The organism is bacterium, assembly GCA_016708025.1.
Classification (GTDB): domain Bacteria; phylum Zixibacteria; class MSB-5A5; order GN15; family FEB-12; genus FEB-12.
Genome location: JADJGQ010000001.1, coordinates 1,371,890 through 1,396,627, shown reverse-complemented (window position 1 = coordinate 1,396,627; position 24,738 = coordinate 1,371,890). Strand labels below are relative to the sequence as shown.

Sequence of the window (24,738 nt, the reverse complement as noted above, 5' to 3'; positions counted from 1 at the left end):
TACCACCGTTGGGGGAAAAGACGAGAAGGGCTGATGGGTAACAGAGTTCTGGAAATTGTCGTTTATCTGATCGATCATATGCGGGAGAATCAGGGGATGCTTCCGAGTATGGATGATCTCACGCCAGATCTGCAGAGCATGGGCTATTCAGATACTGAGATCTCGTCCGCCTACTCCTGGGTGATCGACCGTTTTGAGCATAGTGACGAACCCTTTTTCGCCCAATTCCCGGAAGAACATCATTCCAATCGCGTTTTGACGCAATACGAGCGGTTGCAGTTGAGCCCCGAAGCGTACGGTTTCCTGGTGAAGCTGGTGGCGCTTTCGGTTATTGATGACGAGCAGTTTGAGACGGTACTTGAACGGGCGTTTTCTGTCTCGCCTCAGCGCGTTGACCTGGAACAGATAAAACTGGTGACCGCGGCCGTCCTGTTCAACGAGCTCAACGAGATGGAATCGCTGGCACTATTTGATCCAAAGATCGATCCAACCCTGACCATTAACTGACATGTCACTATCCGGCAAGAAAATTATCGTCGGAATGACCGGCGGCATTGCCTGCTATAAGGTGCCATACCTGGTTCGCTCGCTGATCAAGGCTGGGGCGGAAGTCCGGGTCATTATGACAGCCAATGCGACCAAGTTTGTTACGCCAATGACACTGGCGGCAACTTCGCGGAATCCGGTTTATACCGATATGTGGGCGGAGCGTGATGAGATCGCCACCCGCCATATTGAGTTGGCTCGCTGGGCAGACCTGATGGTGATCGCTCCGGCAACTGCCAACTTCATCGGCAAGACTGCTTCGGGAGTATCTGATGATCTGCTGACCACTATCGTTTGTGCGACACCGGCGCCGGTGATCATCGCTCCGGCAATGAACCCCGGGATGTGGCACAATCCGATCACTCAACGAAATGTGCGCGCGTTAGTGGAACTCGGGTATCAGTTTATTGGCCCGGCTGAAGGCGAAATGGCCGAAAAGCAGTTCGGTATAGGTCGCATGCTGGAGCCACTCGAGATATTTGAGCAGGTGAAACTTTTTCTCGAATCCGAAGCGAAGCGACGCTCTGGAAGTTTGGCCGGTAGAAAAGTGCTGGTGACGGCGGGTCCCTGCCGGGAAGCGATCGACCCAGTCCGATACATTTCCAATCGTTCATCAGGAAAGATGGGGTATGCGATTGCCGAAGCCGCGCGCGATGCCGGCGCAGAGGTCACGTTGATCTCCGGACCCACTCATATGTCACTTCCCGCCGGAATTCGCACGATCTCTATTGAGACGACCAAAGAGATGGCCGATGCCGTCAAGCGTGAGTTCGGATCGACCGATTGCCTGATCATGGCGGCTGCGCCATCGGATTTTACACCGACTGATGCGGCTGATCAGAAGATCAAGCGCACGGGGGAGAAACTCCAGATCAACCTGACTCCGACCACGGATATACTGAAAGAGGTCGCGTCTAAGCGACGGTCCGACCAGAAAGTAATCGGTTTTGCCCTCGAGACAGAAAATGCCGAAGCGAACGGACTGAAGAAACTGATTGAGAAAAAGCTTGATCTGATCGTTGTCAACAATCCGCGGACCGAAGGGGCAGGCTTTGATCATGACACTAATCAGGTGATGATCCTTTCGCCCGAGCAGGCACCGGAAATCTGGCCGATCATGCCTAAATTCGAGGTTGCGGCGCGACTAATCGCACGAGTCGCCGACTTGCTTGCAGTCGGACCATCTTCGGCAAAGACTAATCAGCGTGGCTGACAATCCCCAGGAGATACTCGAACTCGTTCGACGAGCGTTTAAGGCGCAGATCGAACTAGGCACTAAAGAGATTATCCTCAGTCGTGCGATCAGCCCGGTGTCGCCTCCGTTGGTGGCACAGTCAAGCGAAGCAAGTGAAGTGGCCCAAGCCTTGCCACAACGGATTTTACTTTCAACGGAGGAAAACGCCAGGATGGCCAAGACAGTCGTCCGTGATGATATAACGATTCCGCTCGGTCTTGCCTCATATGGGACCATTGACGAGCACTATGACGCGATCAATGGATGCCAGAAATGCCCGCTCGGAAAAACGCGCACCAAATTTGTGTACGGCGTGGGGAGTCCGAAAGCGAAATTGCTGTTTATCGGTGAGGCCCCGGGAGCACAGGAAGATCAACAGGGTGAGCCATTTGTCGGGGCCGCCGGCAAGCTGCTCGACAAGATCCTGGCAGCAATCCAGTTGTCGCGTCAGGAGATCTATATCGCCAATATCCTCAAGTGTCGGCCACCCAATAACCGGGATCCCCAGCCGAACGAAGTAGCGGAGTGTTTGCCTTACTTGCACGAACAAATTCGTATTATTCAGCCGAAGCTGATCTGCTGCCTCGGCAGAATCGCTGTGCAATCGCTCTTGCAGACCACGACGCCACTGAGTAAATTGCGCAAATCCTGGCTAGATTATCATGGGATCCCGATGCTGGTGACCTATCACCCGGCGGCGCTCCTTCGCTTCCCTGAGTACAAGAAGGAGACATGGGAAGATATGAAAATGCTCAAGGCCAGGTACGACCAACTGTAACCGGAACTGTAAGCACTATGGCATTTCAGGCCAGACCAGATAAAGACGTACAACATCTTCAGCCGCCGCAATCGGGCGATGCCGAACAGGCGCTGCTGGGTTCGATCCTAAAGGATGACGAAGCGATCCACCAGGTGATCGGAGTGATCGACTCAGAAGAGCACTTTTATTCGCCGCGCCACCGGATCATCTACAAATCGATGCTGGAGCTGTACAACCGTTCCGAGCCGTGCGACATAACGACTGTCGCCAACGTGATGCAGAGCGATAATCAGCTCGAGAAGGCAGGTGGTCGCGTCTATCTTGTGGAGCTTGCCGAATCGGTGGCCTCGACCGCGAATGTCCTGGCTTATGCAACGATCGTCCTTGATAAATCGCTCCTCCGCCGATTGATAGAGACATCCAACGAGATATCCCGTTCGGCTTACGTTTCCGAGAATCCGGTGGAAGATCTCTTGGATGCGGCGGAAGCCAATATCTTCCGCATCTCCGAGAGCCGGCTCCGCCAGGGCTTTGTCCCGCTCAAACAACTGGTTCACCATTCGTTCGAGCAGATTGAACGGTTCCAGTCCGACGATGGCGCTCTCGAGGGAGTGATGACCGGTTACTCCGAGCTGGATCTGATGACCCAGGGCTTGCACAACGGTGACTTCGTTGTGGTCGCCGGGCGACCGTCCATGGGGAAATCGGCGCTCGCGGTCAACATCGCAGAAAGTATTGCATCGAACGAGAAGGTCAAGAAGGGGGTGGCGATCTTCTCGGTCGAAATGTCCAAGGAGCAACTCGCTTTGCGTATGCTGTGCGGACGCGCCAAGATCAGCCAGCAGAAACTTCGCTCGCGCAAGCTCACGGATGCCGAGTTCGCCCAGTTGACAAAGCACGGCAACGCGCTGTCGCAGATGGATATCTTTATTGATGACTCCGCTTCGTTGACCTCGCTGCAAATGCGGGCCAAAGCCAGACGGCTTAAGGCTCAATTCCCGCACCTCTCGTTGATCATTGTAGACTATATTCAGATGATGCATGCCTCGGGCCGCTCAGAGAACCGGCAGCAGGAGATTTCGGTCATTTCGCGAAGCATGAAGGCCCTGGCGAAAGAGTTACAATTGCCGGTGATCGCTTGCTCGCAGCTTTCCCGTATGGTGGAGCATCGCGGCGGCGACAAGCGCCCGCAGCTTGCGGACCTTCGAGAATCCGGAGCGATCGAGCAGGATGCCGACGTTGTGATGTTCGTTTATCGTCCGGAGTACTATCTTAATGATGATGAGCGCCGCGACCCCAAAAACGCCGACAAGATCGGTACGGCCGAAATCATTGTCGCCAAGCAGCGTAACGGTCCGACCGGAACTGCGCGGATGGCTTTTGTTAAGGAGTTTGCCCGGTTTGAGAACCTCGCCGCAGGCTACAGGGAGTTGCCGGCTGATGTCGATCCTGTGCAGGGTTCCGACACACCGTTTTAGGGAGTTATCGGTCTGATGGAACCGCAAAGAGGGTTGATCACGATCGGACGACGGAGTGTCACGATCGTTTCATGGATCGGCGGCATCAGTCTCCTGTTCGCCCGGTTTATCATTCATCTCAAAGATATTCCGCGCTCCATGCGCGTTCTGTTCGAGCAGATGTACTCGATCGGTGTGATGTCGCTCCCGCTGATCGTTATCATCGCGATCTTCGTTGGAGCAGTCTCCGCCTGGCAGGCGGCCTATCAGTTCAAGTTCATTGGAGCACCGCTGCGTTATCTGGGGCAGGCAGTTGGCAAGGCCGTCATAATTGAATTGGGCCCGGTGTTGTCGACGCTAGTTTTTGCGGGGCGCGTCGGAGCGGGTATAACCGCTGAACTCGGGACCATGAAGGTCACCGAGCAGATCGATGCCCTGGATGCGATGGGGATCAGCCCAAATCGCTATCTGATGATGCCGCGCGTACTTTCCTGCATGCTGATGGTGCCATTGCTGGTTATTTTTGCCGACTTTGTGGCGATCATTGGCGGATTGATCGTGTCTGTCGTGGGAGTCGACGTCTCCTCCGAAACCTACCTCAACGGATTCCGCAGCTCCTTCCGTGTCATGGATCTGGTAAACGGTCTATTCAAGGCAGGGGTATTCGGTCTGGTGATCGGATTGGTCGCCTGTTTCGAAGGGTTCAGGACAAAGGGTGGTGCAGAGGGGGTCGGAGAGGCAACTACACGTTCGGTGGTCATTTCAATGGTCCTGGTTCTGGTACTGGATTTCCTGTTTACGATCTTATTGTTCCGGATCTGATATGAGCGAAGTACTTATACAATTTGAGCAAGTCGTCAAGTCGTTCGGATACCTGCGAGTTCTTGACGGTGTCGATCTCCAGGTGCGGGCAGGGGAATCGATCTGCGTTATCGGATTGTCCGGCAGTGGAAAATCTGTCATGCTCAAACATCTCATTCGCCTCATTGAGCCGGATTCAGGGAGAATCCTTTTCGAAGGAAATGACATAGGGCAATTCGATTCCGATGAATTGGTGACGATGCGTCGACGGTTCGGCATGTTGTTTCAGGGAGCCGCTTTGCTTGATTCGATGACTGTCGCCGAGAATGTTGGACTTGGTTTGCTGGAGTCGCGCCAGTTCACGCCCGAGCAGATCGACGAAATAGTCAATGAGAAGTTGGAAATGGTCGGAATGTCCGCCACCAAGGGGAAACTTCCGGCAGAATTGTCGGGCGGCATGCGAAAACGGATAGGTCTGGCCCGAGCCATCGCAACCAATCCCGATGTAATGCTCTATGACGAGCCGACCTCCGGGCTCGATCCGGTTACCTCAGACGTGATCGACGACCTGATAGTTGAATTGAATCAGAAATTGCACGTGACCTCGATCACAGTGACGCATGACATGCGGTCTGCCTTTAAGATCGCCGACCGGATCGTGATGTTGTATCACGGCAAAGTGGAATTCGATGGTACCCCCGATCAAGTGCGAAACACCCCGAATCCGATTCTGCAACAGTTCATTTCCGGTTCCGCGCAGGGACCGATACGGGTGGCGTAGGTGATCGGCAAAAAGATAAAGACTGCCTATTTTTGTTCCCAGTGCGGGGCAGAGCATACTCGTTGGCAAGGGCAGTGTCGCGAGTGTGGTTCCTGGAACGCTTTGATCGAAGAGCGCGTCCCCGAGCGGAAAAAAGCGAAGAGCGGTCCGACTCTGGTCGAACGGCAGACTATCGCTGAGATCTCCAGCACCACAATGTCCGGTTACCGATCAGGTATCAGCGAGTTCGACCGGGTGATCGGCGGACAGCTCCTGCCGGGAATGGTTGTCCTGCTTGGAGGCGAACCCGGGATCGGCAAGTCGACCCTGCTACTCCAGGCCGCGCAGGCATATTCGGTTCAGGGGATTCCAGTTCTGTATGCGACCGGCGAAGAATCTCTGTCACAGATCAAAATTCGCGCCACTCGGCTTGGGGTGACCGGCGAAAATATCACCGTCATCAATACCATGACTCTCGAAGAGATCACTGAAACGATTGAGACCGGGAACTTTGGGGTGGTGATAGTTGATTCGATCCAGACAGTCAGCGCGCCGCAGTTTGATTCGCCGCCGGGGACCATCGGCCAGATCAGGGAATGCGCCAATCAACTTGTTTCGCAGACCAAGGGGAGAGGGAATGCGCTGTTCCTGGTCGGCCATGTCACCAAAGAGGGATTTGTGGCGGGACCAAAAGTGCTCGAGCATATGGTTGACACGGTCGTGTACTTTGAGGGTGACAACGCGCATCTCTATCGGATGCTTCGGGCGACAAAAAACAGATTTGGCTCTGTAGCTGAGATAGGGTTGTTTGAGATGGGGCAACAGGGACTGGAAGAAGTAAAAAACCCAAGTTCGCTCTTTCTCACGACCGAAAATATCACTCACCGTTCTGGGTCGGTCGTATGCGGTGTGATGGAAGGGAACCGCCCGCTTCTGGTCGAAGTGCAGGCGCTGGTCACTCGGGCGACCTATGCCGCCCCACAGCGGGTGGCCTCCGGGCTCGACAGCAAGAAGCTGGCGCTTCTGCTGGCAATTCTCGAAAAGCGACTTGAGATGCCGGTATCTGCGCACGACGTGTTTGCATCGGTGGCCGGCGGTCTTCGGATCGGCGAACCGGCCCTGGATCTGGCCGTCTTGACCGCGGTCGCTTCATCATTACAGAATCGTCCCGTCCGCCCTAAAACAATGATCGTCGGTGAGGTTGGACTTTCCGGAGAAGTGCGCGGTATTACGCAGATCGACCGAAGGGTCAGCGAGGCCGCCAAGCTTGGATTTACTACTATGATCGTACCGCAGACGAATCGATCGCAAGTGCAAGAACCGACGGTTGAGATCTTCGGAGTTTCCGATATTCAAGCCGCACTGGATATCGCCATTGGATAAGAACGCCATTCACGAAGTCGTCACTACCGATGGCTCAGCTCGTCGCGGAGTCTTGCACACCGCACATGGGGATGTGCAGACGCCGGTTTTCATGCCGGTTGGGACCTCGGCCTCGGTCAAGGCCTTGACCTCCGAGGATCTTGATTCAATTGGTGCTGAGATCATTCTGGGAAATACCTATCATCTCTATCTGCGCCCGGGAACAGATATCATCGAACAGATGGGAGGGTTGGCCAAATTCAATGGTTGGAATAAGCCGACCTTGACCGACTCCGGTGGCTTTCAGGTCTTTTCGCTGCGAGATATAGCCAAGATCAGCGACGAAGGGGTGGAGTTCCAATCGCACATTGACGGTTCACGCCATTTCTTTTCACCCGAGAAGGTGATGCAGATCGAGCATGCGATCGGGCCGGATATCATCATGGCGTTCGACCAGTGTGTTCCGTTCCCGGCTGATCATGATCTGGCGGAGCTAGGGGTTCGCCGGACGTTTGATTGGGCGAAGCGATGCAAAGACGAACATCAGGATCTGCTTGCCAGATCAGGACGGCAGATCAGCCTTTTCGGAATAGTGCAGGGGTCGGTTTATAGGGATCTTCGAACTGTCTCGGCCGAACAGATTGTCAGTCTTGATTTCCCCGGCAATGCTATCGGCGGTTTGTCAGTGGGGGAGAGCAAGCAGGAGATGGAAGAGATGCTGGCGCACACGATCCAGTATCTTCCGGGAGACAAGCCTCGCTACTTGATGGGAGTTGGGTATCCTGAAGATATCCTGATGGCGGTGTCGTACGGGGTGGACATGTTTGATTGTGTCCTTCCGACCAGAAATGCCCGGACCGGGAATGTGTTTACCTCGGAAGGGCAGATCGTCTATCGAAACGCTGAATTTGCCAGGGATGAGTCACCGCTCGATCCATACTGCGACTGCAAGGTCTGTAAGCGATATAGTCGCGCCTATATCCGCCATCTGTACAATCAGCGGGAGATCACTGGATTCGTGCTGGCGACCTATCACAACAGCTACTTCCTGCAAAACCTGATGCGCGGTATACGGAAAGCGATCGAAGAGCATCGGTTCGATACGTTCCGACGCGAATTCTTCGATCGCTACAAGATCGCAGAGCGGGCGATATCAGCTGCTGAATCGATGGCGAATAAGCAGAATCAGCACAATTACCGCAAAAACCGCCATCGACCCGAAAATGAATTCTGAGCCGGCGCGGGTTTCAGCATGTGCTGCGATCCGCTTGAATGTCATATAACCGAGCAGGACGCTGTTGAGCGCTACCCAGCCGATCGCAACCGGTCCCAGAACGCCCCCAAGATTGCGTCCCCAGAAATAGCCAATCAATACAGTGACCAGGGCGATACCGCCGTTGATATAAAGCGCGGTAGGCGAACCGGTCCGGATGAACCCGAGTATGCCCATGATGATCATATATCCGCCCAAAGCCATTACCCAGTAGTTGATCTGCATTGAAATCCCTTCCATGAATGAGGTTTCCCGTTGTAACGCCGTGAACCGGCTATTGGTTCGCCGGGATTCTCGATTATGGACTGCAAAAAGTGATGTTTATGAATTACGTAGCGATTACATTGTTGCATGCCGAAACAACACACCCCGACCTATACTGAGGCGGAGAGATCTCTCGCCTCAACAGACCCGGTCATGAAACTGCTGATCGAGCAACACGGCCCCGGCCTGGTCAGGACCATGCCTCACGGATTCGCCTCAATGACCCGGATCATTGTCGGTCAACAGCTCTCAACGATTGTGGCGGCGCGGATCTACGAGCGGTTGCAGGAATTGACGAGAGGGAAAATTACTCCCGGTGAGATCGCAAAGTTAACGGACAGTCAACTTCGATCGGTTGGGCTTTCACAGGCGAAAACCAACTCGGTCCGCGACCTGGCGGCGAAAGTCAGTGGACGGGTGGTATCGTTCAAGCGAATAGAATCGATGTGCGATGATGACGTGTCCGAACACCTGGTGCAGGTGAAGGGAATAGGTCCGTGGTCAGCGCAAATGTACTTGATGTTTGTTTTGGGAAGATCGGATATCTTCGCGGCCGGAGATAAGGGGATTCAGACCGCGGTTATGCGGTTGTACGGGAAACGAAATCTCCAACGGCTTGATAAGTTTGCGGTCAGGTGGAAACCGTATCGGACGGTGGCCTGTCTGTATCTCTGGCGATCGCTGGCCAACGAACCAGTGGCTAAAGCGACTTGAGTTCCCAGAGGTAGCCAAAGGTGAAGCGAAACGAACTGAACTGGGTCGGGACCTCTTCTTTGGAATAAGTTCCGTCACCATAATCTCTGCCAAACACAAAGTGTGGCTCCATCTGAGTGATCGCCACTTCAAACGCGTATGAGCGATTGAAGCGGAGCCCGAGCGTGAATCGGTAGCCGATCTTCTGCGACATATCGATCTTATCTATGTCATATTGGCTTTTCAGGATATCTCGCGAAAGCTGGTCGGCATCAAATTCGTTGAATGACTGGACTATGCCCACGCCGAGGTAGGCCGTGAGATGATCCGTTCCTCGATAGTAGAGCAGGTCGGCCGCCAGCAGGGCAGTGCGATAATTCCCCTCGAGATACATCGCCGGTTGCTCTTTGCCATCGGGCCAGAATCTGGTTCCGACCGATCCAAACCGAAAATCGACTTCGGAACGCACGATCAGGGGGTGCGCGGGACGGAATTCATACTTGAAGGAGATTTCCGGGCTGGCCGAGACAATGCCATTCGGGCTGGTGATCCCAGCCGTCACGTGTAGATTCATTGCCGCGATCGTATCCTGTGCGACCGGATTGAGTGGCGCCAATGGCAAACTCAACCAGCCAACCAATAGCAAGAATGTCACTTCGCCTCCTGTTCCTTCACTAATATACACGTTCGCGGAACGGTTTCCATCAATTAGTATTTCGCGCTCCCATTAGAAATGACTGGATTCGACTTCATCAGTCCACAATGGACTCACCGCTCATCATGCAGTCTTAAGTTCGCGAACGAATTACGGCGAGTGAGAAAGAGGGGCGACGGAAATTCGCCGAACGGGACCAGGTTGACGAGTGCAAAGAATTATCGAAAGGGCGGATGACGAGAGTCTTCACGCCTGATGTAACATACTATACCACAAGAAGAAAGAGGGGGGTGACGAATCCCGAAAGCGGTTGACAACGACCGATTAAGCGGTATATTAGCGCTTCCGCCGATTCGCTGTGAAATTATTCACAACGCGCAGCGTCCGGCCATGACACATTGATGCATAGGAGTGTGCGCCATGAGCAGCGTCACTGTTTACAAGAATTACATTAACGGCGCCTGGGTTGCTTCATCTTCCGGGCAAACATTTGAGAATCTCAATCCTGCCAATCATGATGACGTGATCGGCATTTTCCAGAAATCAACTCCCGCCGATGTTAAGGCGGCGGTAGATGCCGCATCAGAGGCTTACAAGAAATGGCGTCTGGTCCCCGCGCCGAAGCGCGGTGAGATATTGTATCGTGTGGCTGCACGGCTGACAGCCAACAAAGAACAATACTCCCGCGATATGACCCGCGAGATGGGGAAGATCCTGATCGAAACTCGCGGCGATGTTCAGGAAGCGATTGACATGACCTATTACATGGCGGGCGAAGGCCGTCGCCTGTTCGGCATGACGACTCCCTCGGAGCTTCCTAATAAGTTTAACATGACGGTCCGCCAGCCTGTGGGCGTCTGCGGCTTCATTACGCCGTGGAATTTCCCCATGGCGATTCCGTCCTGGAAGATGATGCCCGCTCTGATTTGCGGTAATACCATCGTCATCAAACCGGCAACTGATACGCCAATGTCGGTTGTCAATCTGATGAAGGCGTGTGAGGAAGAAGGAGTGCCGCCTGGTGTCGTCAACATGGTCACTGGTCCGGGTGGGTCGGTCGGCGATGCGTTGATGAACGACGATAGGGTGCGGATCGTCTCCTTTACCGGTTCGACCGAGATCGGTCGCAAAGTCTCCGTGGCGTGTGCGCCGAAATTCAAGCATCTCTGTCTGGAGATGGGCGGTAAAAACGTCATCATCATCATGGAAGATGCCGATCTCAGCCTGGCGGCTGAAGGCGTTCTGTGGGGTGCGTTTGGTACTTCCGGCCAGCGTTGCACTGCGACCAGCCGTGTCATCATGCATAAGGACATTGCGGCCAAATTCACTGCCATGTTGGTTGAAAAAGCCAAGGGGATCAAAGTTGGAAATGGCCTCGAGGATTCCGTTCAGATGGGTCCGGTGGTTAACCAGTCTCAGCTAGAGACTGTGCTGAAATATGTAGAGATCGGCAAAGCGGATGGCGCCAAGCTGGAATGTGGCGGCAATCGCCTTACGGGCGGCGCGTATGACAAAGGGTACTTTGTCCAGCCGACCGTTTTCTCAGGGGTGACTCGCAATATGCGGATCTGGAAAGAAGAGATCTTCGGGCCGGTGCTCGGTATGGGTACGTTCAGCACATTTGAAGAAGCGATCGAATTGGCCAATGATACGCCGTATGGCTTGTCGGCCTCGATCTATACTCGCGATGTCAACAAAGCCTACGTGGCCATGCGCGATGTCTATACCGGGATCTTCTATGTCAACGCCCCGACGATCGGCGCCGAGACACACCTGCCGTTTGGTGGGACAAAGGAGACGGGTAACGGTCATCGTGAAGCGGCGACTGCGGCGCTCGATGTCTTTTCCGAGTGGAAGTCGATCTATGTTGATTTCTCCGGAACGATCCAGCGTGCACAGATCGACAACGCGGACTGATTCGGGAAACAGAGGATTACGATAGGAACAGGGAACGTGGTATCGGACCAGAGCTGTGAGGGAATGATATGATCGGCGCTTCGCACCATCAGATCCCCTGCTACCTGATCCGTTACATCTGGCAGTCGTCATCGATCTAGGTCGCTCAGCCTTGTTCGACCGACCACTGACAGTTTGGTAACGTTTAGCCAGTAGCAGGAGTAGTAGTATGCTGACGAAAAAGAGAAAGATCATCATCATGGGAGCCGCCGGACGCGACTTCCATAACTTCAACACGCTCTACCGAGATAATGACTCGGTTGAGGTCGTTGCTTTCACCGCGACCCAGATCCCGGATATCGACGGGCGCCGCTACCCGGCGGCACTCGCCGGAAAGCTCTATCCCAAGGGAATCCCGATCCACGACGAAAAGGAACTGCTTGGGCTGGTGAAGAAGCATGGAATTGACGAGGTCATTTTCTCGTATTCCGATGTTTCCTATCAGTATGTCATGGAGAAAGCCGCGTATGTGATGGCGACCGGCGCTCGGTTTGCGCTCGAAGGTGGCCGTCCGACAATGATCAAATCCTCCAAGCCGGTGGTGGCGGTCTGCGCCATTCGTACCGGTTCCGGCAAATCGCAGACCACTCGCAGGGTGGCAGAAGTATTGCAGGCGATGGGCAAGAAGGTCGTGGCGATCCGCCACCCCATGCCGTACGGTGACCTGGCGGCTCAGGCGTGCCAGCGGTTTGCCTCGCTTAAGGATCTTGATAAGCACAAATGCACGATCGAAGAGCGCGAAGAGTACGAACCGCATATCGTCAATGGTGTCACGGTATATGCCGGTGTTGATTACGAGCAGATCATTCGCAAAGCTGAAAAAGAAGCCGACGTGGTCCTCTGGGATGGCGGCAACAACGATATGCCGTTTTATGTCCCGGATTTTCACATCACCGTGGTTGATCCGCATCGCCCCGGCCATGAGACCAGCTATTATCCCGGTCAGAACAATCTGCTGATGGCTGACTGTATTCTCATTAACAAGATCGATTCTGCCGAGCCGGAGAATGTCTCCTATCTTCGCGAGACGATCCGCAAATACAATCCGGATGCGATCGTTATCGATGGCGCCTCGCCGATCGAAGTCGACAAGCCAGAGCTGATCCGTGGCAAGCGAGTGTTGGTGGTCGAGGATGGCCCGACCCTGACACACGGTGAAATGACCTACGGCGCCGGCGTCGTGGCGGCCGAGAAGTACGGCGCTTCAGAACTGGTCGACCCACGGCCGTTCACGGTGCAGTCGATCTCTGATACGTTTACGAAGTATCCGAATATCGGGACACTGCTTCCGGCGATGGGTTATGGTGACAAGCAGGTCAAAGATCTGGAGACGACGATCAATCGTTCCAAGTGCGACCTGGTGTTGATCGCCACGCCGATCGATCTGAGCCGTCTGGTGAAGATCAATAAGCCGACAGCCCGCGTTTTCTACAGTCTGCAGGAGATCGGTACGCCGAATCTTGAGACCGTACTCAGCCAGAAATTCGGGTTCAAGACGAAAAAGGCCGGCGCGAAAGGGAAAAAGCGCTAACACGGATGTGGGATGCGGGCAATGGTCAATCATTGCCCGCTCATCCAGGCGTATAACCAGTGAACTCGAAGCAATCGAAAAGCAGGACTGCTGTCATCGCGCTGGGCGGCAACGCGATCACCTTACCGGGCCAGGAAGATACCATCGCCAATCAGTTCGCCAACACGCGATCATCCCTTGATGGGATAATCGAGTTGGCGCGTGACGGTTACCATCTTGTCGTGACTCACGGCAATGGACCACAGGTCGGCAACTGTCTCTTGAGAGTTGAACTGGCCAGAGGCAAAGCGCCTATCCTTCCGCTGGGTGTGCTGGTGGCAGACACCGAAGGGGGGATGGGGTATATGATCGAGCAGTCGTTGCAGAATCGACTGAAACTCGAGGGGATCAACCGTCCCGTGGTCACTATCATCACCCAGATGTTGGTGGATGAACATGACCCGGCGGTTAAGAACCCCACTAAGTACATTGGCCAGTTTTACACCGAAGAGGACGCTAAAATATTCTCTGAGACGCGCGACTGGCAGATGAAGCAGGATGGAAATCGCGGCTGGCGCCGAGTGGTGCCGTCACCGATGCCGCAGACCGCGATTGAGGCGGGAACGATCAAGACGCTTGTCGACAGCGGCACCATAGTCATCGCCGGAGGCGGTGGTGGCATTCCGGTTTTCATCGACAAACGCGGGCTGCTCGAAGGTATGGATGCGGTGATCGACAAAGACCTTGGCTCGGCTGTACTCGCGAAAGAGATCGGAGCAGGTATATTGTCGATCCTTACCTCGGTGGACAATGTCGCGATCAATTTCAACAAACCGGACCAGAAGATACTGGAGCATGTAAAGCTCTCGGAGTTGAAGAAATATTACGCCGATGGTCACTTCCCGGCCGGTTCAATGGGGCCGAAGATACTTGCCGCTATCAAGTTCATTGAAGATGGCGGCGAGATGGTGACTATCACCTCGTTCCGCAATGCCCGCAAGGCAGTTGTCGGCGAGGCAGGAACACGGATCGTACCAGATTGAGTATGTGTAGACTGTCACAGGACGCGATCGACGATATCTTACGCGCGGGTCGCATTTATGAAGTTGGTGGCGCGGTGCGCGACCGATTCCTGCAAGCAGGCACGGTCGTCAAGGACCGCGACTATCTGGTGACAGGCATTCATTACGACGCTCTCACGTCCATTCTCAAACAATACGGACGAGTCGACCTGGTTGGCCGTTCTTTCGGCGTTATCAAGTTTACCCAATTCCGTCAAGGAAATCAGTACACGTTTGATATCGCGCTGCCGCGCCGCGAGCATTCCACCGGTGTCGGACACAAGGATTTTGAGGTCTCGTTCGACCCGGACATTCCGGTCGAAGATGACCTGATTCGCCGAGATTTCACGATCAATGCGATGGCTTTATCGCTAGAGAACGAGCAATTGGTCGATCCACTGCATGGTCAGGTTGACCTGCAGAATCGCACTATTCGGATGACTTCGCCGCAGTCGTTTGTGGAAGATCCACTTCGCATGTTGCGGGCGGTGCAGTTTGCCGCACGGTTCAATTTCATGATCGAGCCGGAGACGTTTCGAGCGATTCGCGAGCATGCGGAATTGATAAAGACAGTCTCTGCCGAACGGATCGCTGACGAGCTGACGAAACTTCTGGAGCGCGCAGAGAAACCTTCTGATGGATTCAGGATTATGCAGACAACCGGTTTGCTCAAGCATATCCTGCCGGAGTTGGAAGCCTGTGTTGGCGTCTCGCAACCGGGACCATACCACAAGTACGATGTATTCGAGCATACTTTGCACGTTCTCGATGCCGCCAAGCCGTCGTTGCGACTTCGATTGGCGGCGCTATTCCATGATATACGAAAGCCACAACATCGACGCGTCTCCGACGAAGGGGACCGTGCGACGTTTTATGGGCATGAGATCGGTGGAGCGAAATCCGCTCGCGATATCATGCGGAGACTTCGCTTCTCCAATGACCTGACGAAAGAAGTATCGACGCTAGTCGAGCGGCATATGTTTACGACCGCAGTCTCCGACAAGGGACTTCGACGGTTGGTGAAAAAGGTCGGGACAGACCTGATCTGGGATCTCCTTGACCTGCGACGGGCCGATGTGGCCGGGCAGGGGATGGGAGGAAGGACCGAGGATGTCGACCAGTTTGAATCGGAGATCAAGTCTGAGTTGGCCAAAAAGCCCCCCTTTGGGCTTGGTGATCTCGCGCTCTCCGGCAACGACATTATGACTATGTTCAATATTCTTCCCAGCCCGCCGGTCGGAATGGTGCTGAATCACCTGATGGAGCGAGTGCTGGATAATCCGGAAGATAATCGGCGCGAGATACTTGAACAGTATGCTCGCGACTATTTTCAGAAGCTTATAGATGGGACTGTAGATTCAATTCATGATAAGGATAGTAACGAATGAAGATCCACGAGTATCAGGCCAAGGAGCTGTTTGCTGATGCCGGTATTCCGGTGCCGGGCGGGTCGATTGCGACTACCCCTGCCGAAGCATTCAGCATCGCTGAAAAGTTCAACAAAGCTGTCATGGTGAAGGCACAGGTCCATGTCGGCGGTCGCGGCAAGGCCGGCGGCGTCAAGTTCGCCGAAAACGCCGAAGCTGCCCGAGTACTGGCCCAGAAGATCCTGGGTATGGATATCAAGGGATTGACTGTGAAAAAGGTTCTGGTCACAGTTGCCGAGGACATACTCTCGGAATCATATGTCGGCATCATTCTTGACCGCGTCACCAAGCGACCGGTCATCATGGTCTCCGCTGCAGGCGGCGTGGACATTGAAGAAGTAGCCGCCAAGACCCCTGAGAAGATCCACAAGCTGTATGTCGATCCGGTCCGTGGGCTACAGGTCTTTGAGGCCCGCAATCTGGCCTACAAACTTTACCGTGATATCAATCAGGTCCGTCAGGCAGCGGACATCATCATGAAGCTGTACGGTCTGTTCTGGAAGTATGATGCATCGCTTGTTGAGATCAACCCGCTCATAACCACTGCCGGTGGTAATGTGATCGCTCTGGACGCTAAACTCAATGTTGACGACAACGGGCTGTTCCGCCAGAAGAGGATCGCAGAAATGCGCGATCTGGATGCGGAAGACCCGGCGGAAGTGAAGGCTCGCGAAGCAGACCTTTCGTTTGTCAAGCTTGATGGTAATATCGGCTGCATCGTCAACGGCGCAGGACTGGCGATGGCGACGATGGATCTGGTCAAACGATATGGCGGAGAGCCGGCGAACTTCCTGGATATTGGTGGCTCATCCAATCCGCAAAAGGTAGTGACAGCGATGCAGATCATTCTGAGCGACCCGAATGTGAAGGCGATCCTCTTCAATATCTTTGGCGGTATTACTCGGTGCGACGATGTCGCCAACGGGATTGTCGCCGCTCTGAATGAATTGAAGCCGCGCGTGCCGATCGTTATTCGACTTACCGGCACCAATGAAAAGGAAGCACAAAAGATCCTGGCCAGCTACAAACTCCCGACCGCGGATACGCTTGACGGAGTGGTAAAAAAAGCGATCAATTTGGCCGGAGTGGAGGCATAAGGAGTCAACCATGGCAATATTCATAGACAAAAAGACGAAAGTGGTGGTCCAGGGGATCACCGGCCGTGATGGTTCCTTCCACGCGGAACAGATGAAGAAGTACGGTACCGATGTTGTCGGCGGAGTTACTCCCGGCAAGGGTGGTACCAAGATCGGATCTATTCCGGTCTTCAATACGATGGAAGAAGCAGTCAAGGCGACCGGCGCCAATTGCTCGGTCATTTATGTTCCGCCGGCGTTCTCGGTTGATGCGATCTTCGAAGCGGCCGATGCCGGTGTAAAGCTGATCGTCTGCATCACCGAAGGTGTTCCAGCCAATGACATGATGAAGGTCCTGCCGTACCTTCGCCAGAAAGGCGTCCGCCTGATCGGACCGAACTGCCCCGGTCTCATTTCGCCTGAGTTGAGCAAAGTTGGTATTCTCCCAGGTAATATCATAAAGAAGGGGAATGTCGGCGTAGTCTCGCGTTCAGGGACCTTGACCTATGAAGCGATCTGGGCGCTGACCCAGGCCGGCATGGGACAGACAACGTGCGTTGGAATTGGCGGTGACCAGGTCAACGGCACTAACTTCATCGACTGCCTCGAGGCTTTCCAGGCGGACAATGAGACCAAGGCGATTGTCATGCTCGGTGAGATAGGTGGTTCCGATGAAGAGATGGCTGCGGAATTCATCAAGAAGAAAGTGACCAAGCCGGTCGTATCATTTATTGCCGGTCAGACAGCACCGCCCGGCAAGCGGATGGGGCATGCCGGAGCTATCATTTCCGGCGGCAGTGGCACTGCAAAAGAGAAGATAGAAGCACTAAACAAGGTTGGCATTCCGGTGGCGTTTTCGCCGACGGAGATACCGATTCTTCTTACCGAATTGATGAAAAAACGTACTAAAAAGTCGACGAAACCTGCTATGAAAAAGGGGAAATCGGCTCCCAAAACGGCGAAGACGGCACTGAAAACGAAAAAAACAGCGTCGAAAACGAAGATTGTGAAAAAAGGGACTAAAAGAGTTGCGCTTCTGCCGAAAAAGCGTAAATAGTAGAGAAAAGAGTCGTAGTTGTGTAACGCACAATGAATCGCTAGAGGTAACGAGATGGCTGATGAACCAATCGGAGCGACACCGGCCGCCGGTAAAAAGCCGGTGAAGAACAAGTTCGATTATACGGACGGTCCGGCTCCGCTCAATATCAATCTGTCGTGGTGCAAGGCGTGCAATATCTGTATCGCTTTCTGTCCCACGCAGGTATTTGAACCCGACCGCGACGGCAAACCAGTGCTCGCCCGTCCGGCCGATTGTATTCAATGCGCGATCTGCTGGGAGCATTGCCCCGATTTCGCCATAACCTCGAATTATAAGTGAGGCGAGTTGTGGCAGACCATAAACGAAAATTGATGCAAGGGAATATCGCCTGCGTTCAAGGGGCGATCTATTCCGGTATGCGCTTCTTTGCCGGATACCCGATCACTCCTTCGACCGAATTGGCCGAAGGGAGTGCGCGTGAACTTCCCAAGATCGGCGGACGATTCATCCAGATGGAAGATGAGATCGCGTCGATCGCCGCGGTGATCGCCGGTTCGATAACCGGCCACAAAGCGATGACCGCAACCTCCGGACCCGGCTTTTCGCTGATGCTTGAAAATATCGGCTACGCGTATATGACGGAAACACCCTGCGTTATCGTCAATGTACAGCGTGGTGGACCATCGACCGGATTACCGACCAAAGTGAGCCAGTCGGATACGATGCAGGCTCGCTGGGGTACGCACGGTGACTATACGGCGATCGCCGTTGCGCCATCGTCGGTCAATGACACTCTGACCGAGACCATTCGCGCTTTCAATCTGGCGGAGCGTTTCCGGACCCCGGTGACGATTCTGCTGGATGAAGTGCTTGGACATATGCGTGAAATGGTCACTATCCCGGAACCGGGCGAGTATCAGGTGATCAATCGGATCAAGCCGACCGCACCGCCCGATCAGTTCGAGCCGTTTGCGATGACCCCTAATCTGGTCTCGCCGATGCCGGCCTACGGCGAGGGATACCGCTACAACGTGACCGGTCTGACTCATGACACCATGGGATTCTCGACCAACCGCGCAGACGAAATTTTCCCGAAGCTGGAGAAGCTGAGAAACAAGATCGAGAATTACACTGACGAGATCACTAAACTGCGCGTCGAGATGATGGATGATGCCGAAATCGCCTTCATTTCGTATGGCACGGTAGCACGTACTTCGATGCAGGCGGCGGCTATTGCCCGCAAGGCGGGAGCAAAAGTTGGCTCGATCCAGCTCTACACGATCTGGCCATTCCCTGACAAACAGCTGATCGAACTCTGCGCCCGTTGTCGCAAGGTGATTGTAGCAGAGCTGAATATGGGGCAGATCGTGCACGAGGTTCGTCGCATCCTGCCGCGCGATATTGAGATCCACACGGTGCAACGATATGATGGAGAGATCCTGACGCCGCTTCAGTTGCTCCAGAAAGTGGAAGAGGTGATGTAATGGCAACTATCGTCGAAAAACATAAGTCAGATGTCATCCTGTCGTATCTTCGTCCCCGGAAGAAGTTCCCTTCTGTCTGGTGTGCAGGATGCGGCAACGGGATCGTCATGAGCGCCTTGATCCGCGCGATCGATAACCTGGGCCTGAACAAGGACGAGGTGATCATGGTCTCCGGGATCGGCTGTACCAGCCGTATGCCGGTCTATCTTGATTTCAATTCACTGCATACGACGCATGGTCGAGCGCTGGCGTTTGCGACCGGCGCCAAATTCGCCCAGCCTAAAATGAAGGTTATCGTCATCACCGGTGACGGCGACGCGCTCGCGATCGGCGGCAACCATTTCATTCATGCCTGCCGTCGCAACATTGATATCACCTGCATTCTGATCAATAATTACATCTACGGCATGACCGGTGGCCAGGGTTCGCCGACCACGCCGGCTGGTTCGTTCTCGACGACCACACCGTATGGGAACGCCGAAAAGGCCTTTGATGCCTGCGCCCTTGCTCAGGCTGCGGGAGCCTCGTTTGTCGGACGCCAGACGGTGCATCATGCGCCGCAGCTCGAGAAATTGATCATGAAGGCGATTCAACACAACGGCTTCTCGCTGGTTGAAGCTATGTCCAACTGCCATACCTATTACGGACGTCTCAACAAGCAGGGGGATGCGGTTTCCATGATCAAGATGTTCAAGGAGCTGGCTGTGCCAGTGACGAAGGCAAAAACGATGACGCCCGAGGAACTTCGCGGGAAGATCATCACCGGTGAACTGCACGAAGACAATGTCAAAACCGAGTTCTGCGATGAATATCAGCGGATGGTCGATGCAATGGCAGGGAGGAAGTAATCATGGCCAAACTGCTTGATAAGATCGAGATTCCGCAGGACCGCTTTGAGGTCCGTCTCTCCGGTTCTGGTGGACAGGGGATGATCCTCGCGGCCGTGATCCTCGGCGAAGCGATCGGCGGCGGTGACGGACGAAATGTCGTCCAGACCCAGTCGTATGGTCCGGAAGCCCGCGGCGGTGCCTCCAAGTCCGATGTCGTCATTTCATCGAATGAGATATTCTATCCCAAGGCGATGAAGCTCGACATGCTCCTCGCGATGACGCAGGAGGCAATGGACAAGTACTACGAAGATCTGAAGGAAGGTGGCACACTGGTCGTCGATACGACACTGGTGACGCACGTTCCGACTGAGAATTATTATGGTCTGCCGTTCACTCGCCTGGCTCGCGAAGAGGCCGGACATGTGATGGTGGCCAACGTGATCGCCCTGGCCGCGATCGGTGAACTGACCGGGTGCGTTTCCCGGGCGGCCCTGACCGAAGCGGTGTTGTCTCGCGCTCCGAAAGGAACCGAAGACAAAAATCGCAAAGCGATCGAGATCGGCTTCCGTGAAGCCGCGAAGTTGAAGAAATAACTAACTCTGTTTTTGAGGTGACCTGTTTGAAAACGAGAACTTTGTTGATGGTTAAGCCGGACGCGACCGATAGAAACCTGATCGGTCATGTGATCAATCGTCTGGAAAAAGCCCGCTTCAAACTGGTGGCGCTGCGGATGCTTCGTCTGACCGAGGCTGATGCCCGCCGCTTTTATGCCGTGCATGAAGGGAAGCCATTCCTTAATGACCTGGTGGCCTTCATGACTTCCGGGCTGGTTGTTCCGATGGTACTCGAAAAAGAGAACGCGGTGGATGATACGCGCGCTCTGATCGGCGCCACCAATCCTGAAAAGGCTGCCTGCGGGACACTTCGCTGGGAGATCGGTTTAAACATCGAAAAGAACTCCGTGCATGCCTCGGATTCGGATGACAATGCGAAAGTTGAGATCGCCTTCTTTTTCCCGGATCTGAAGTAGCGTTTTGGCGTGGCTTGCCCACCACCATAAAAGAGGGCAGAGGATCACATAGGATGTTGGGTTGACGTGGATCATGGAGATTCAGTTGGCATATGGAGGGTCGCATCTGCAAGTCACACTGCCTAAGTCTGTGACGGTGGATAGTTTTGCCCCGGCGTATGTCAAGTCCCCGGTCGGTTACTCAGAATTTGTTGCTGAATGTGATAGAAGCGGAGCGGAGCAATTCCTCTCCGCTTCTTCGTTGTTGTTCGTTGTCAATGATGGCTTCCGCCATACCCCCACCGAACAAGTTCTGGGTTGGATAGAGCAGCGGCATCCGGGTGTGGTCGATCACGCCCATTTCCTGATCGCCACCGGCACGCACAAACCACCGACCGAAGATCACTACCGAACCATCTTTGGACGCTTCCTCGAACGTGTCCGCCCCCGGCTCCATTTCCATGTCGCAACGGACAGAGCTTCAATGGTGCAGGTAGGTGTTGACTCGTTTGATCAATCGGTCTTGGTGAACAAGCTGGCTCTTGATTTTGAGAGAATTGTGGTGATCGGATCAGTCGAGCCGCATTACTTTGCAGGATATACAGGCGGGCGGAAGGGGATATTCCCCGGTTTGTGCGATATTGCGACCACCGAACGAAACCACAACATGGCGAATTCACTCGAAGCAGCTCCGTTGAAACTGGAAGGCAATCCGGTGGCGGAACACCTTCAGTCGCTGCTTCCGATGGTCAGCAACCTCAAGATCCTATCGATTCAACTTGTGGCGGATGTTTCACACCGTATCGGCGCTGTTTGTATTGGTGAGCTTGAGAAGAGTTTCACGAGAGCGGTCGAGATCGCGGAGAAGATGTACGCCCACCGAATCACCGAGCCATATGACGCTGTGTTGTGCGAGGTACTTCCGCCGATCGATAACAACCTGTACCAGGTTCAGAAGGCGGTCGAGAATTGCCATGCGGCTGTGGTTGATGGCGGCTTGCTGCTCAATATTGCCGCCTGCAGAGAGGGGATCGGCTCCGATTTCTTCTTTAATGAAGCGGCTCGCTGGGACTCAGCAAACAATCGTCCCGGTGACGGCGTCTACCGCTTCGGCTCACACAAGCTGACTCGGATGGTACTACACCAGCGTCGCATTCGCGTTTGTCTCAAGTCGGAGCTGCCGGATTCGGTCGTCAGTACAGTGTATTATCATCCAATTGATGATATAGCCGAATATCTTGGCGGCAAACTTAATGGAAATTCCCGTGTGGCGGTCGTCCATGACGCCGCTCACACTGTCCTGTCTACAAATGACACTATACAATCCACTGCTTCAACAAGAGAGAAGGTAATATGAACAAGAAGATCGCCGTCATCGGCGCTGGTAACGTCGGTGCGTCATGCGCACTGTATCTCGCGGAAGCGAATTTCGCGGATATCGTGCTGGTTGATATCGTCGAAGGTATTCCACAAGGCAAAGCTCTTGACTTGACTCAGGCCGGTCCGGTTCGCGGCTACAACAGCCGTGTCACCGGTTCCAATGACTACGCTGATATCAAAGGCGCTGACATCGTTGTCATGACCGCCGGACTTGCCCGTAAACCCGGCATGACCCGCGAAGATCTGTTGATCAAGAATGCCGAGATAGTCGGCATGGCCGCAGAGAACATCAAGAAGTATGCGCCGAATGCGTTTGTGCTTGTCGTTTCGAATCCGCTCGACCTGATGACTTTCCATATGTTCAAGGTCACCGGCTTCAAGACCAACAAAGTATTCGGTCAGGCTGGCGTGCTGGATTCTATCCGCTTCCGCACGTTTATCGCGATGGAGCTCGGCTGTGCAGTCACGGATGTCCAGGCGATGGTGCTGGGCGGTCATGGCGACACGATGGTTCCGCTTCCGCGCTACACCACAGTTGGCGGCGTGCCGATCGCAGAACTGATGCCGAAAGAGAAGATCGACGCTATCTGCGCCCGTACCGCTGACGGCGGCGGCGAGATCGTTCGTCTCCTCAAGACCGGCTCGGCATTCTACGCTCCGGCGGCGGCCTCGGTCGATATGGTCAAAGCCGTATTCTCTGATGAAAAGCGTACCCTGGCAGCCTCCGCGATGTTGACCGGCCAGTATGGCATCAAGGATATCTACATTGGCGTGCCGGTTGTCCTCGGCGCCAACGGCATCGAAAAGATCCTTGAACTGAAGCTCGACAAGAACGAACTTGAGGCGCTGCAGAAATCTGCCGCCACGTATAAAGAACATCTTCAGGTATTGAAGTACTAAGAGGAGAGCCAATGGCTTCGAAATACAAACATATCGTGGTGCCGAAAGGCTCAGCTATCACGGTAAAGAACAAAAAGATGGTCGTGCCGAACGACCCGATCATCCCGGTGATCGAGGGTGACGGTATCGGCCGCGACATCATGAAAGCAACCCGTCGCGTGGTCGACGCTGCTGTCCAGAAATCTTACGGCGGCAAGCGCCAGGTCAACTGGATGGACGTATATGCCGGCGAGCGGGCGATCGAGCTGTACGGCGAAGTTCTGCCGAAAGAGACGATTGACGCTATCAAGAAGTATGTCGTCGCGCTCAAGGGACCGCTCACCACGCCGATCGGCGGCGGTTTCCGCTCCATTAACGTGACCCTTCGCCAGGTGATGAACCTTTATGCCTGCGTCCGTCCGGTCCGCTATTTCCCCGGTGTCGGTTCGCCGGTGGTTCATCCGGAAAAGATGAACATCGTGATCTTCCGCGAAAATACCGAGGATGTCTACGCCGGTATCGAGTGGAAGAAAGGCTCCAAGGACGTCGCCAAGGTGATCGGTTGGTTGAACAAAACCATGAAGACATCGATCCGCCCGGATTCCGGTATCGGTATCAAGCCGATCTCGGCGACTGGCTCGAAACGCCTCGTGCGCAAAGCGCTCACCTACGCGATCGACAACAATCGCGCGTCGGTGACCCTGGTGCACAAAGGGAATATCATGAAGTACACCGAAGGCGCATTCCGTGATTGGGGCTACGAAGTCGCCAAGAAGGAATTCGGTGATAAGTTCATCACCGAGGCCGACCAGTTCGACAAATTCGGCGGCAAGGTGCCGAACGGCAAGATCGTCATCAAAGATCGTATTGCTGATTCGATGTTCCAGCAGGCACTGCTCCGTCCAGAAGAATACGACGTGCTCGCCACGCCGAACCTGAACGGTGACTATCTCTCCGATGCCTGCGCGGCGCAGGTTGGCGGACTCGGCATGGCGCCGGGCGCCAATATCGGCGATTTCATCGGTCTGTTCGAAGCGACCCACGGTTCCGCTCCCAAGTACACTGACAAAGATATGGCGAACCCCGGTTCGTTGTTGTTGTCGGCGGTGCTGATGCTCAGATATATGGGCTGGGGCGAATCAGCGGACGCGATTGAAAAGGCGCTGGAGAAGACGATCGGTCAGAAGACCGTGACGTACGATCTGGAACGCCAGATGACCGGCGCGACGAAAGTCCCGACTTCGGGCTTCGCCAGCGCGATCATCAAGAATCTGTAGACGAT

25 protein-coding genes are annotated in these 24,738 nt (G+C 54.4%); 23 read left to right on the top strand and 2 right to left on the bottom strand.

Annotated features, from left to right (window positions below; translation table 11 throughout):
- The first annotated feature begins 33 nt into the window (after positions 1–33).
- From IPH75_06070 to tgt, 8 genes are all read left to right on the top strand, one after another.
- On the top strand, positions 34–507 hold the full coding sequence (locus IPH75_06070) for a DUF494 family protein (GenBank protein MBK7141628.1): 474 nt from the start codon (positions 34–36) through the stop codon (positions 505–507).
- 1 nt (position 508) lies between these two features.
- Positions 509–1,759, top strand: a complete 1,251-nt coding sequence (gene coaBC / locus IPH75_06065; GenBank protein MBK7141627.1) for a bifunctional phosphopantothenoylcysteine decarboxylase/phosphopantothenate--cysteine ligase CoaBC — start codon at positions 509–511, stop codon at positions 1,757–1,759.
- A 193-nt stretch (positions 1,760–1,952) separates the two neighbouring features.
- Positions 1,953–2,558, top strand: a complete 606-nt coding sequence (locus IPH75_06060) for a uracil-DNA glycosylase (protein ID MBK7141626.1) — start codon at positions 1,953–1,955, stop codon at positions 2,556–2,558.
- Positions 2,559–2,575: 17 nt separating this feature from the next.
- Positions 2,576–4,018 (top strand): replicative DNA helicase, encoded by a 1,443-nt coding sequence (dnaB, locus tag IPH75_06055; protein MBK7141625.1) that lies wholly within the window; start codon positions 2,576–2,578, stop codon positions 4,016–4,018.
- A 138-nt stretch (positions 4,019–4,156) separates the two neighbouring features.
- The gene (locus IPH75_06050) at positions 4,157–4,819 is read left to right on the top strand and encodes an ABC transporter permease (GenBank protein MBK7141624.1); all 663 of its coding nucleotides are present in this window, start codon (positions 4,157–4,159) and stop codon (positions 4,817–4,819) included.
- Between the two features lies 1 nt (position 4,820).
- Positions 4,821–5,579: an ABC transporter ATP-binding protein gene (locus tag IPH75_06045; protein ID MBK7141623.1), complete on the top strand. Its 759-nt coding sequence runs from the start codon at positions 4,821–4,823 to the stop codon at positions 5,577–5,579.
- Positions 5,580–5,582: 3 nt separating this feature from the next.
- Complete coding sequence (gene radA, locus IPH75_06040; protein ID MBK7141622.1) at positions 5,583–6,941, top strand: DNA repair protein RadA; 1,359 nt, start codon at positions 5,583–5,585, stop codon at positions 6,939–6,941.
- Positions 6,934–8,154 carry a tRNA guanosine(34) transglycosylase Tgt gene (gene tgt, locus IPH75_06035; protein ID MBK7141621.1) on the top strand — a complete coding sequence of 407 codons (1,221 nt, stop codon included), beginning with the start codon at positions 6,934–6,936 and terminating at the stop codon, positions 8,152–8,154. Before radA ends, tgt begins: the two co-directional genes overlap by 8 nt.
- Here tgt and IPH75_06030 read toward each other — a convergent pair.
- On the bottom strand, positions 8,074–8,433 hold the full coding sequence (locus IPH75_06030; GenBank protein ID MBK7141620.1) for a hypothetical protein: 360 nt from the start codon (positions 8,431–8,433) through the stop codon (positions 8,074–8,076). The genes tgt and IPH75_06030 overlap by 81 nt on opposite strands.
- A gap of 111 nt (positions 8,434–8,544) precedes the next feature.
- On the opposite strand from IPH75_06030, the gene IPH75_06025 reads away from it, so the two are divergent.
- Positions 8,545–9,171, top strand: coding sequence for a DNA-3-methyladenine glycosylase 2 family protein (locus IPH75_06025; GenBank protein MBK7141619.1), 627 nt, complete (start codon positions 8,545–8,547; stop codon positions 9,169–9,171).
- Here IPH75_06025 and IPH75_06020 read toward each other — a convergent pair.
- Positions 9,158–9,805, bottom strand: a complete 648-nt coding sequence (locus IPH75_06020) for a hypothetical protein (GenBank protein MBK7141618.1) — start codon at positions 9,803–9,805, stop codon at positions 9,158–9,160. The genes IPH75_06025 and IPH75_06020 overlap by 14 nt on opposite strands.
- A 420-nt stretch (positions 9,806–10,225) precedes the next feature.
- On the opposite strand from IPH75_06020, the gene IPH75_06015 reads away from it, so the two are divergent.
- The 14 genes from IPH75_06015 to icd all read left to right on the top strand — a co-directional run bounded on the left by IPH75_06015 (position 10,226) and on the right by icd (position 24,733).
- Positions 10,226–11,722 (top strand): aldehyde dehydrogenase family protein, encoded by a 1,497-nt coding sequence (locus IPH75_06015; protein MBK7141617.1) that lies wholly within the window; start codon positions 10,226–10,228, stop codon positions 11,720–11,722.
- Positions 11,723–11,930: 208 nt separating this feature from the next.
- Positions 11,931–13,292 (top strand): GTPase, encoded by a 1,362-nt coding sequence (locus tag IPH75_06010; GenBank protein ID MBK7141616.1) that lies wholly within the window; start codon positions 11,931–11,933, stop codon positions 13,290–13,292.
- A 59-nt stretch (positions 13,293–13,351) separates the two neighbouring features.
- The gene (arcC, locus tag IPH75_06005) at positions 13,352–14,314 is read left to right on the top strand and encodes a carbamate kinase (GenBank protein MBK7141615.1); all 963 of its coding nucleotides are present in this window, start codon (positions 13,352–13,354) and stop codon (positions 14,312–14,314) included.
- A 2-nt stretch (positions 14,315–14,316) separates the two neighbouring features.
- Positions 14,317–15,720 (top strand): HDIG domain-containing protein, encoded by a 1,404-nt coding sequence (locus IPH75_06000; GenBank protein MBK7141614.1) that lies wholly within the window; start codon positions 14,317–14,319, stop codon positions 15,718–15,720.
- Positions 15,717–16,856, top strand: a complete 1,140-nt coding sequence (gene sucC / locus IPH75_05995; GenBank protein ID MBK7141613.1) for an ADP-forming succinate--CoA ligase subunit beta — start codon at positions 15,717–15,719, stop codon at positions 16,854–16,856. Before IPH75_06000 ends, sucC begins: the two co-directional genes overlap by 4 nt.
- A gap of 10 nt (positions 16,857–16,866) precedes the next feature.
- Entirely contained in the window at positions 16,867–17,892 is a 1,026-nt protein-coding gene (sucD, locus tag IPH75_05990; protein MBK7141612.1) for a succinate--CoA ligase subunit alpha, read from the top strand.
- 54 nt (positions 17,893–17,946) lie between these two features.
- Positions 17,947–18,213: a 4Fe-4S binding protein gene (locus IPH75_05985; GenBank protein MBK7141611.1), complete on the top strand. Its 267-nt coding sequence runs from the start codon at positions 17,947–17,949 to the stop codon at positions 18,211–18,213.
- A 32-nt stretch (positions 18,214–18,245) separates the two neighbouring features.
- Complete coding sequence (locus IPH75_05980) at positions 18,246–19,358, top strand: 2-oxoacid:acceptor oxidoreductase subunit alpha (GenBank protein MBK7141610.1); 1,113 nt, start codon at positions 18,246–18,248, stop codon at positions 19,356–19,358.
- Complete coding sequence (locus IPH75_05975; GenBank protein ID MBK7141609.1) at positions 19,358–20,206, top strand: 2-oxoacid:ferredoxin oxidoreductase subunit beta; 849 nt, start codon at positions 19,358–19,360, stop codon at positions 20,204–20,206. Before IPH75_05980 ends, IPH75_05975 begins: the two co-directional genes overlap by 1 nt.
- Before the next feature lie 2 nt (positions 20,207–20,208).
- On the top strand, positions 20,209–20,781 hold the full coding sequence (locus IPH75_05970; protein MBK7141608.1) for a 2-oxoacid:acceptor oxidoreductase family protein: 573 nt from the start codon (positions 20,209–20,211) through the stop codon (positions 20,779–20,781).
- 47 nt (positions 20,782–20,828) lie between these two features.
- Positions 20,829–21,218 (top strand): nucleoside-diphosphate kinase, encoded by a 390-nt coding sequence (gene ndk, locus IPH75_05965; protein MBK7141607.1) that lies wholly within the window; start codon positions 20,829–20,831, stop codon positions 21,216–21,218.
- Between the two features lie 61 nt (positions 21,219–21,279).
- Positions 21,280–22,554, top strand: coding sequence for a DUF2088 domain-containing protein (locus IPH75_05960; protein ID MBK7141606.1), 1,275 nt, complete (start codon positions 21,280–21,282; stop codon positions 22,552–22,554).
- Positions 22,551–23,477: a malate dehydrogenase gene (mdh, locus tag IPH75_05955; GenBank protein ID MBK7141605.1), complete on the top strand. Its 927-nt coding sequence runs from the start codon at positions 22,551–22,553 to the stop codon at positions 23,475–23,477. The genes IPH75_05960 and mdh overlap by 4 nt, the downstream gene beginning before the upstream one ends.
- 11 nt (positions 23,478–23,488) lie before the next feature.
- A complete protein-coding gene (gene icd / locus IPH75_05950; protein ID MBK7141604.1) occupies positions 23,489–24,733 on the top strand; it encodes an isocitrate dehydrogenase (NADP(+)) in 1,245 nt (414 codons plus the stop codon).
- The last annotated feature ends 5 nt before the right edge of the window (positions 24,734–24,738 follow it).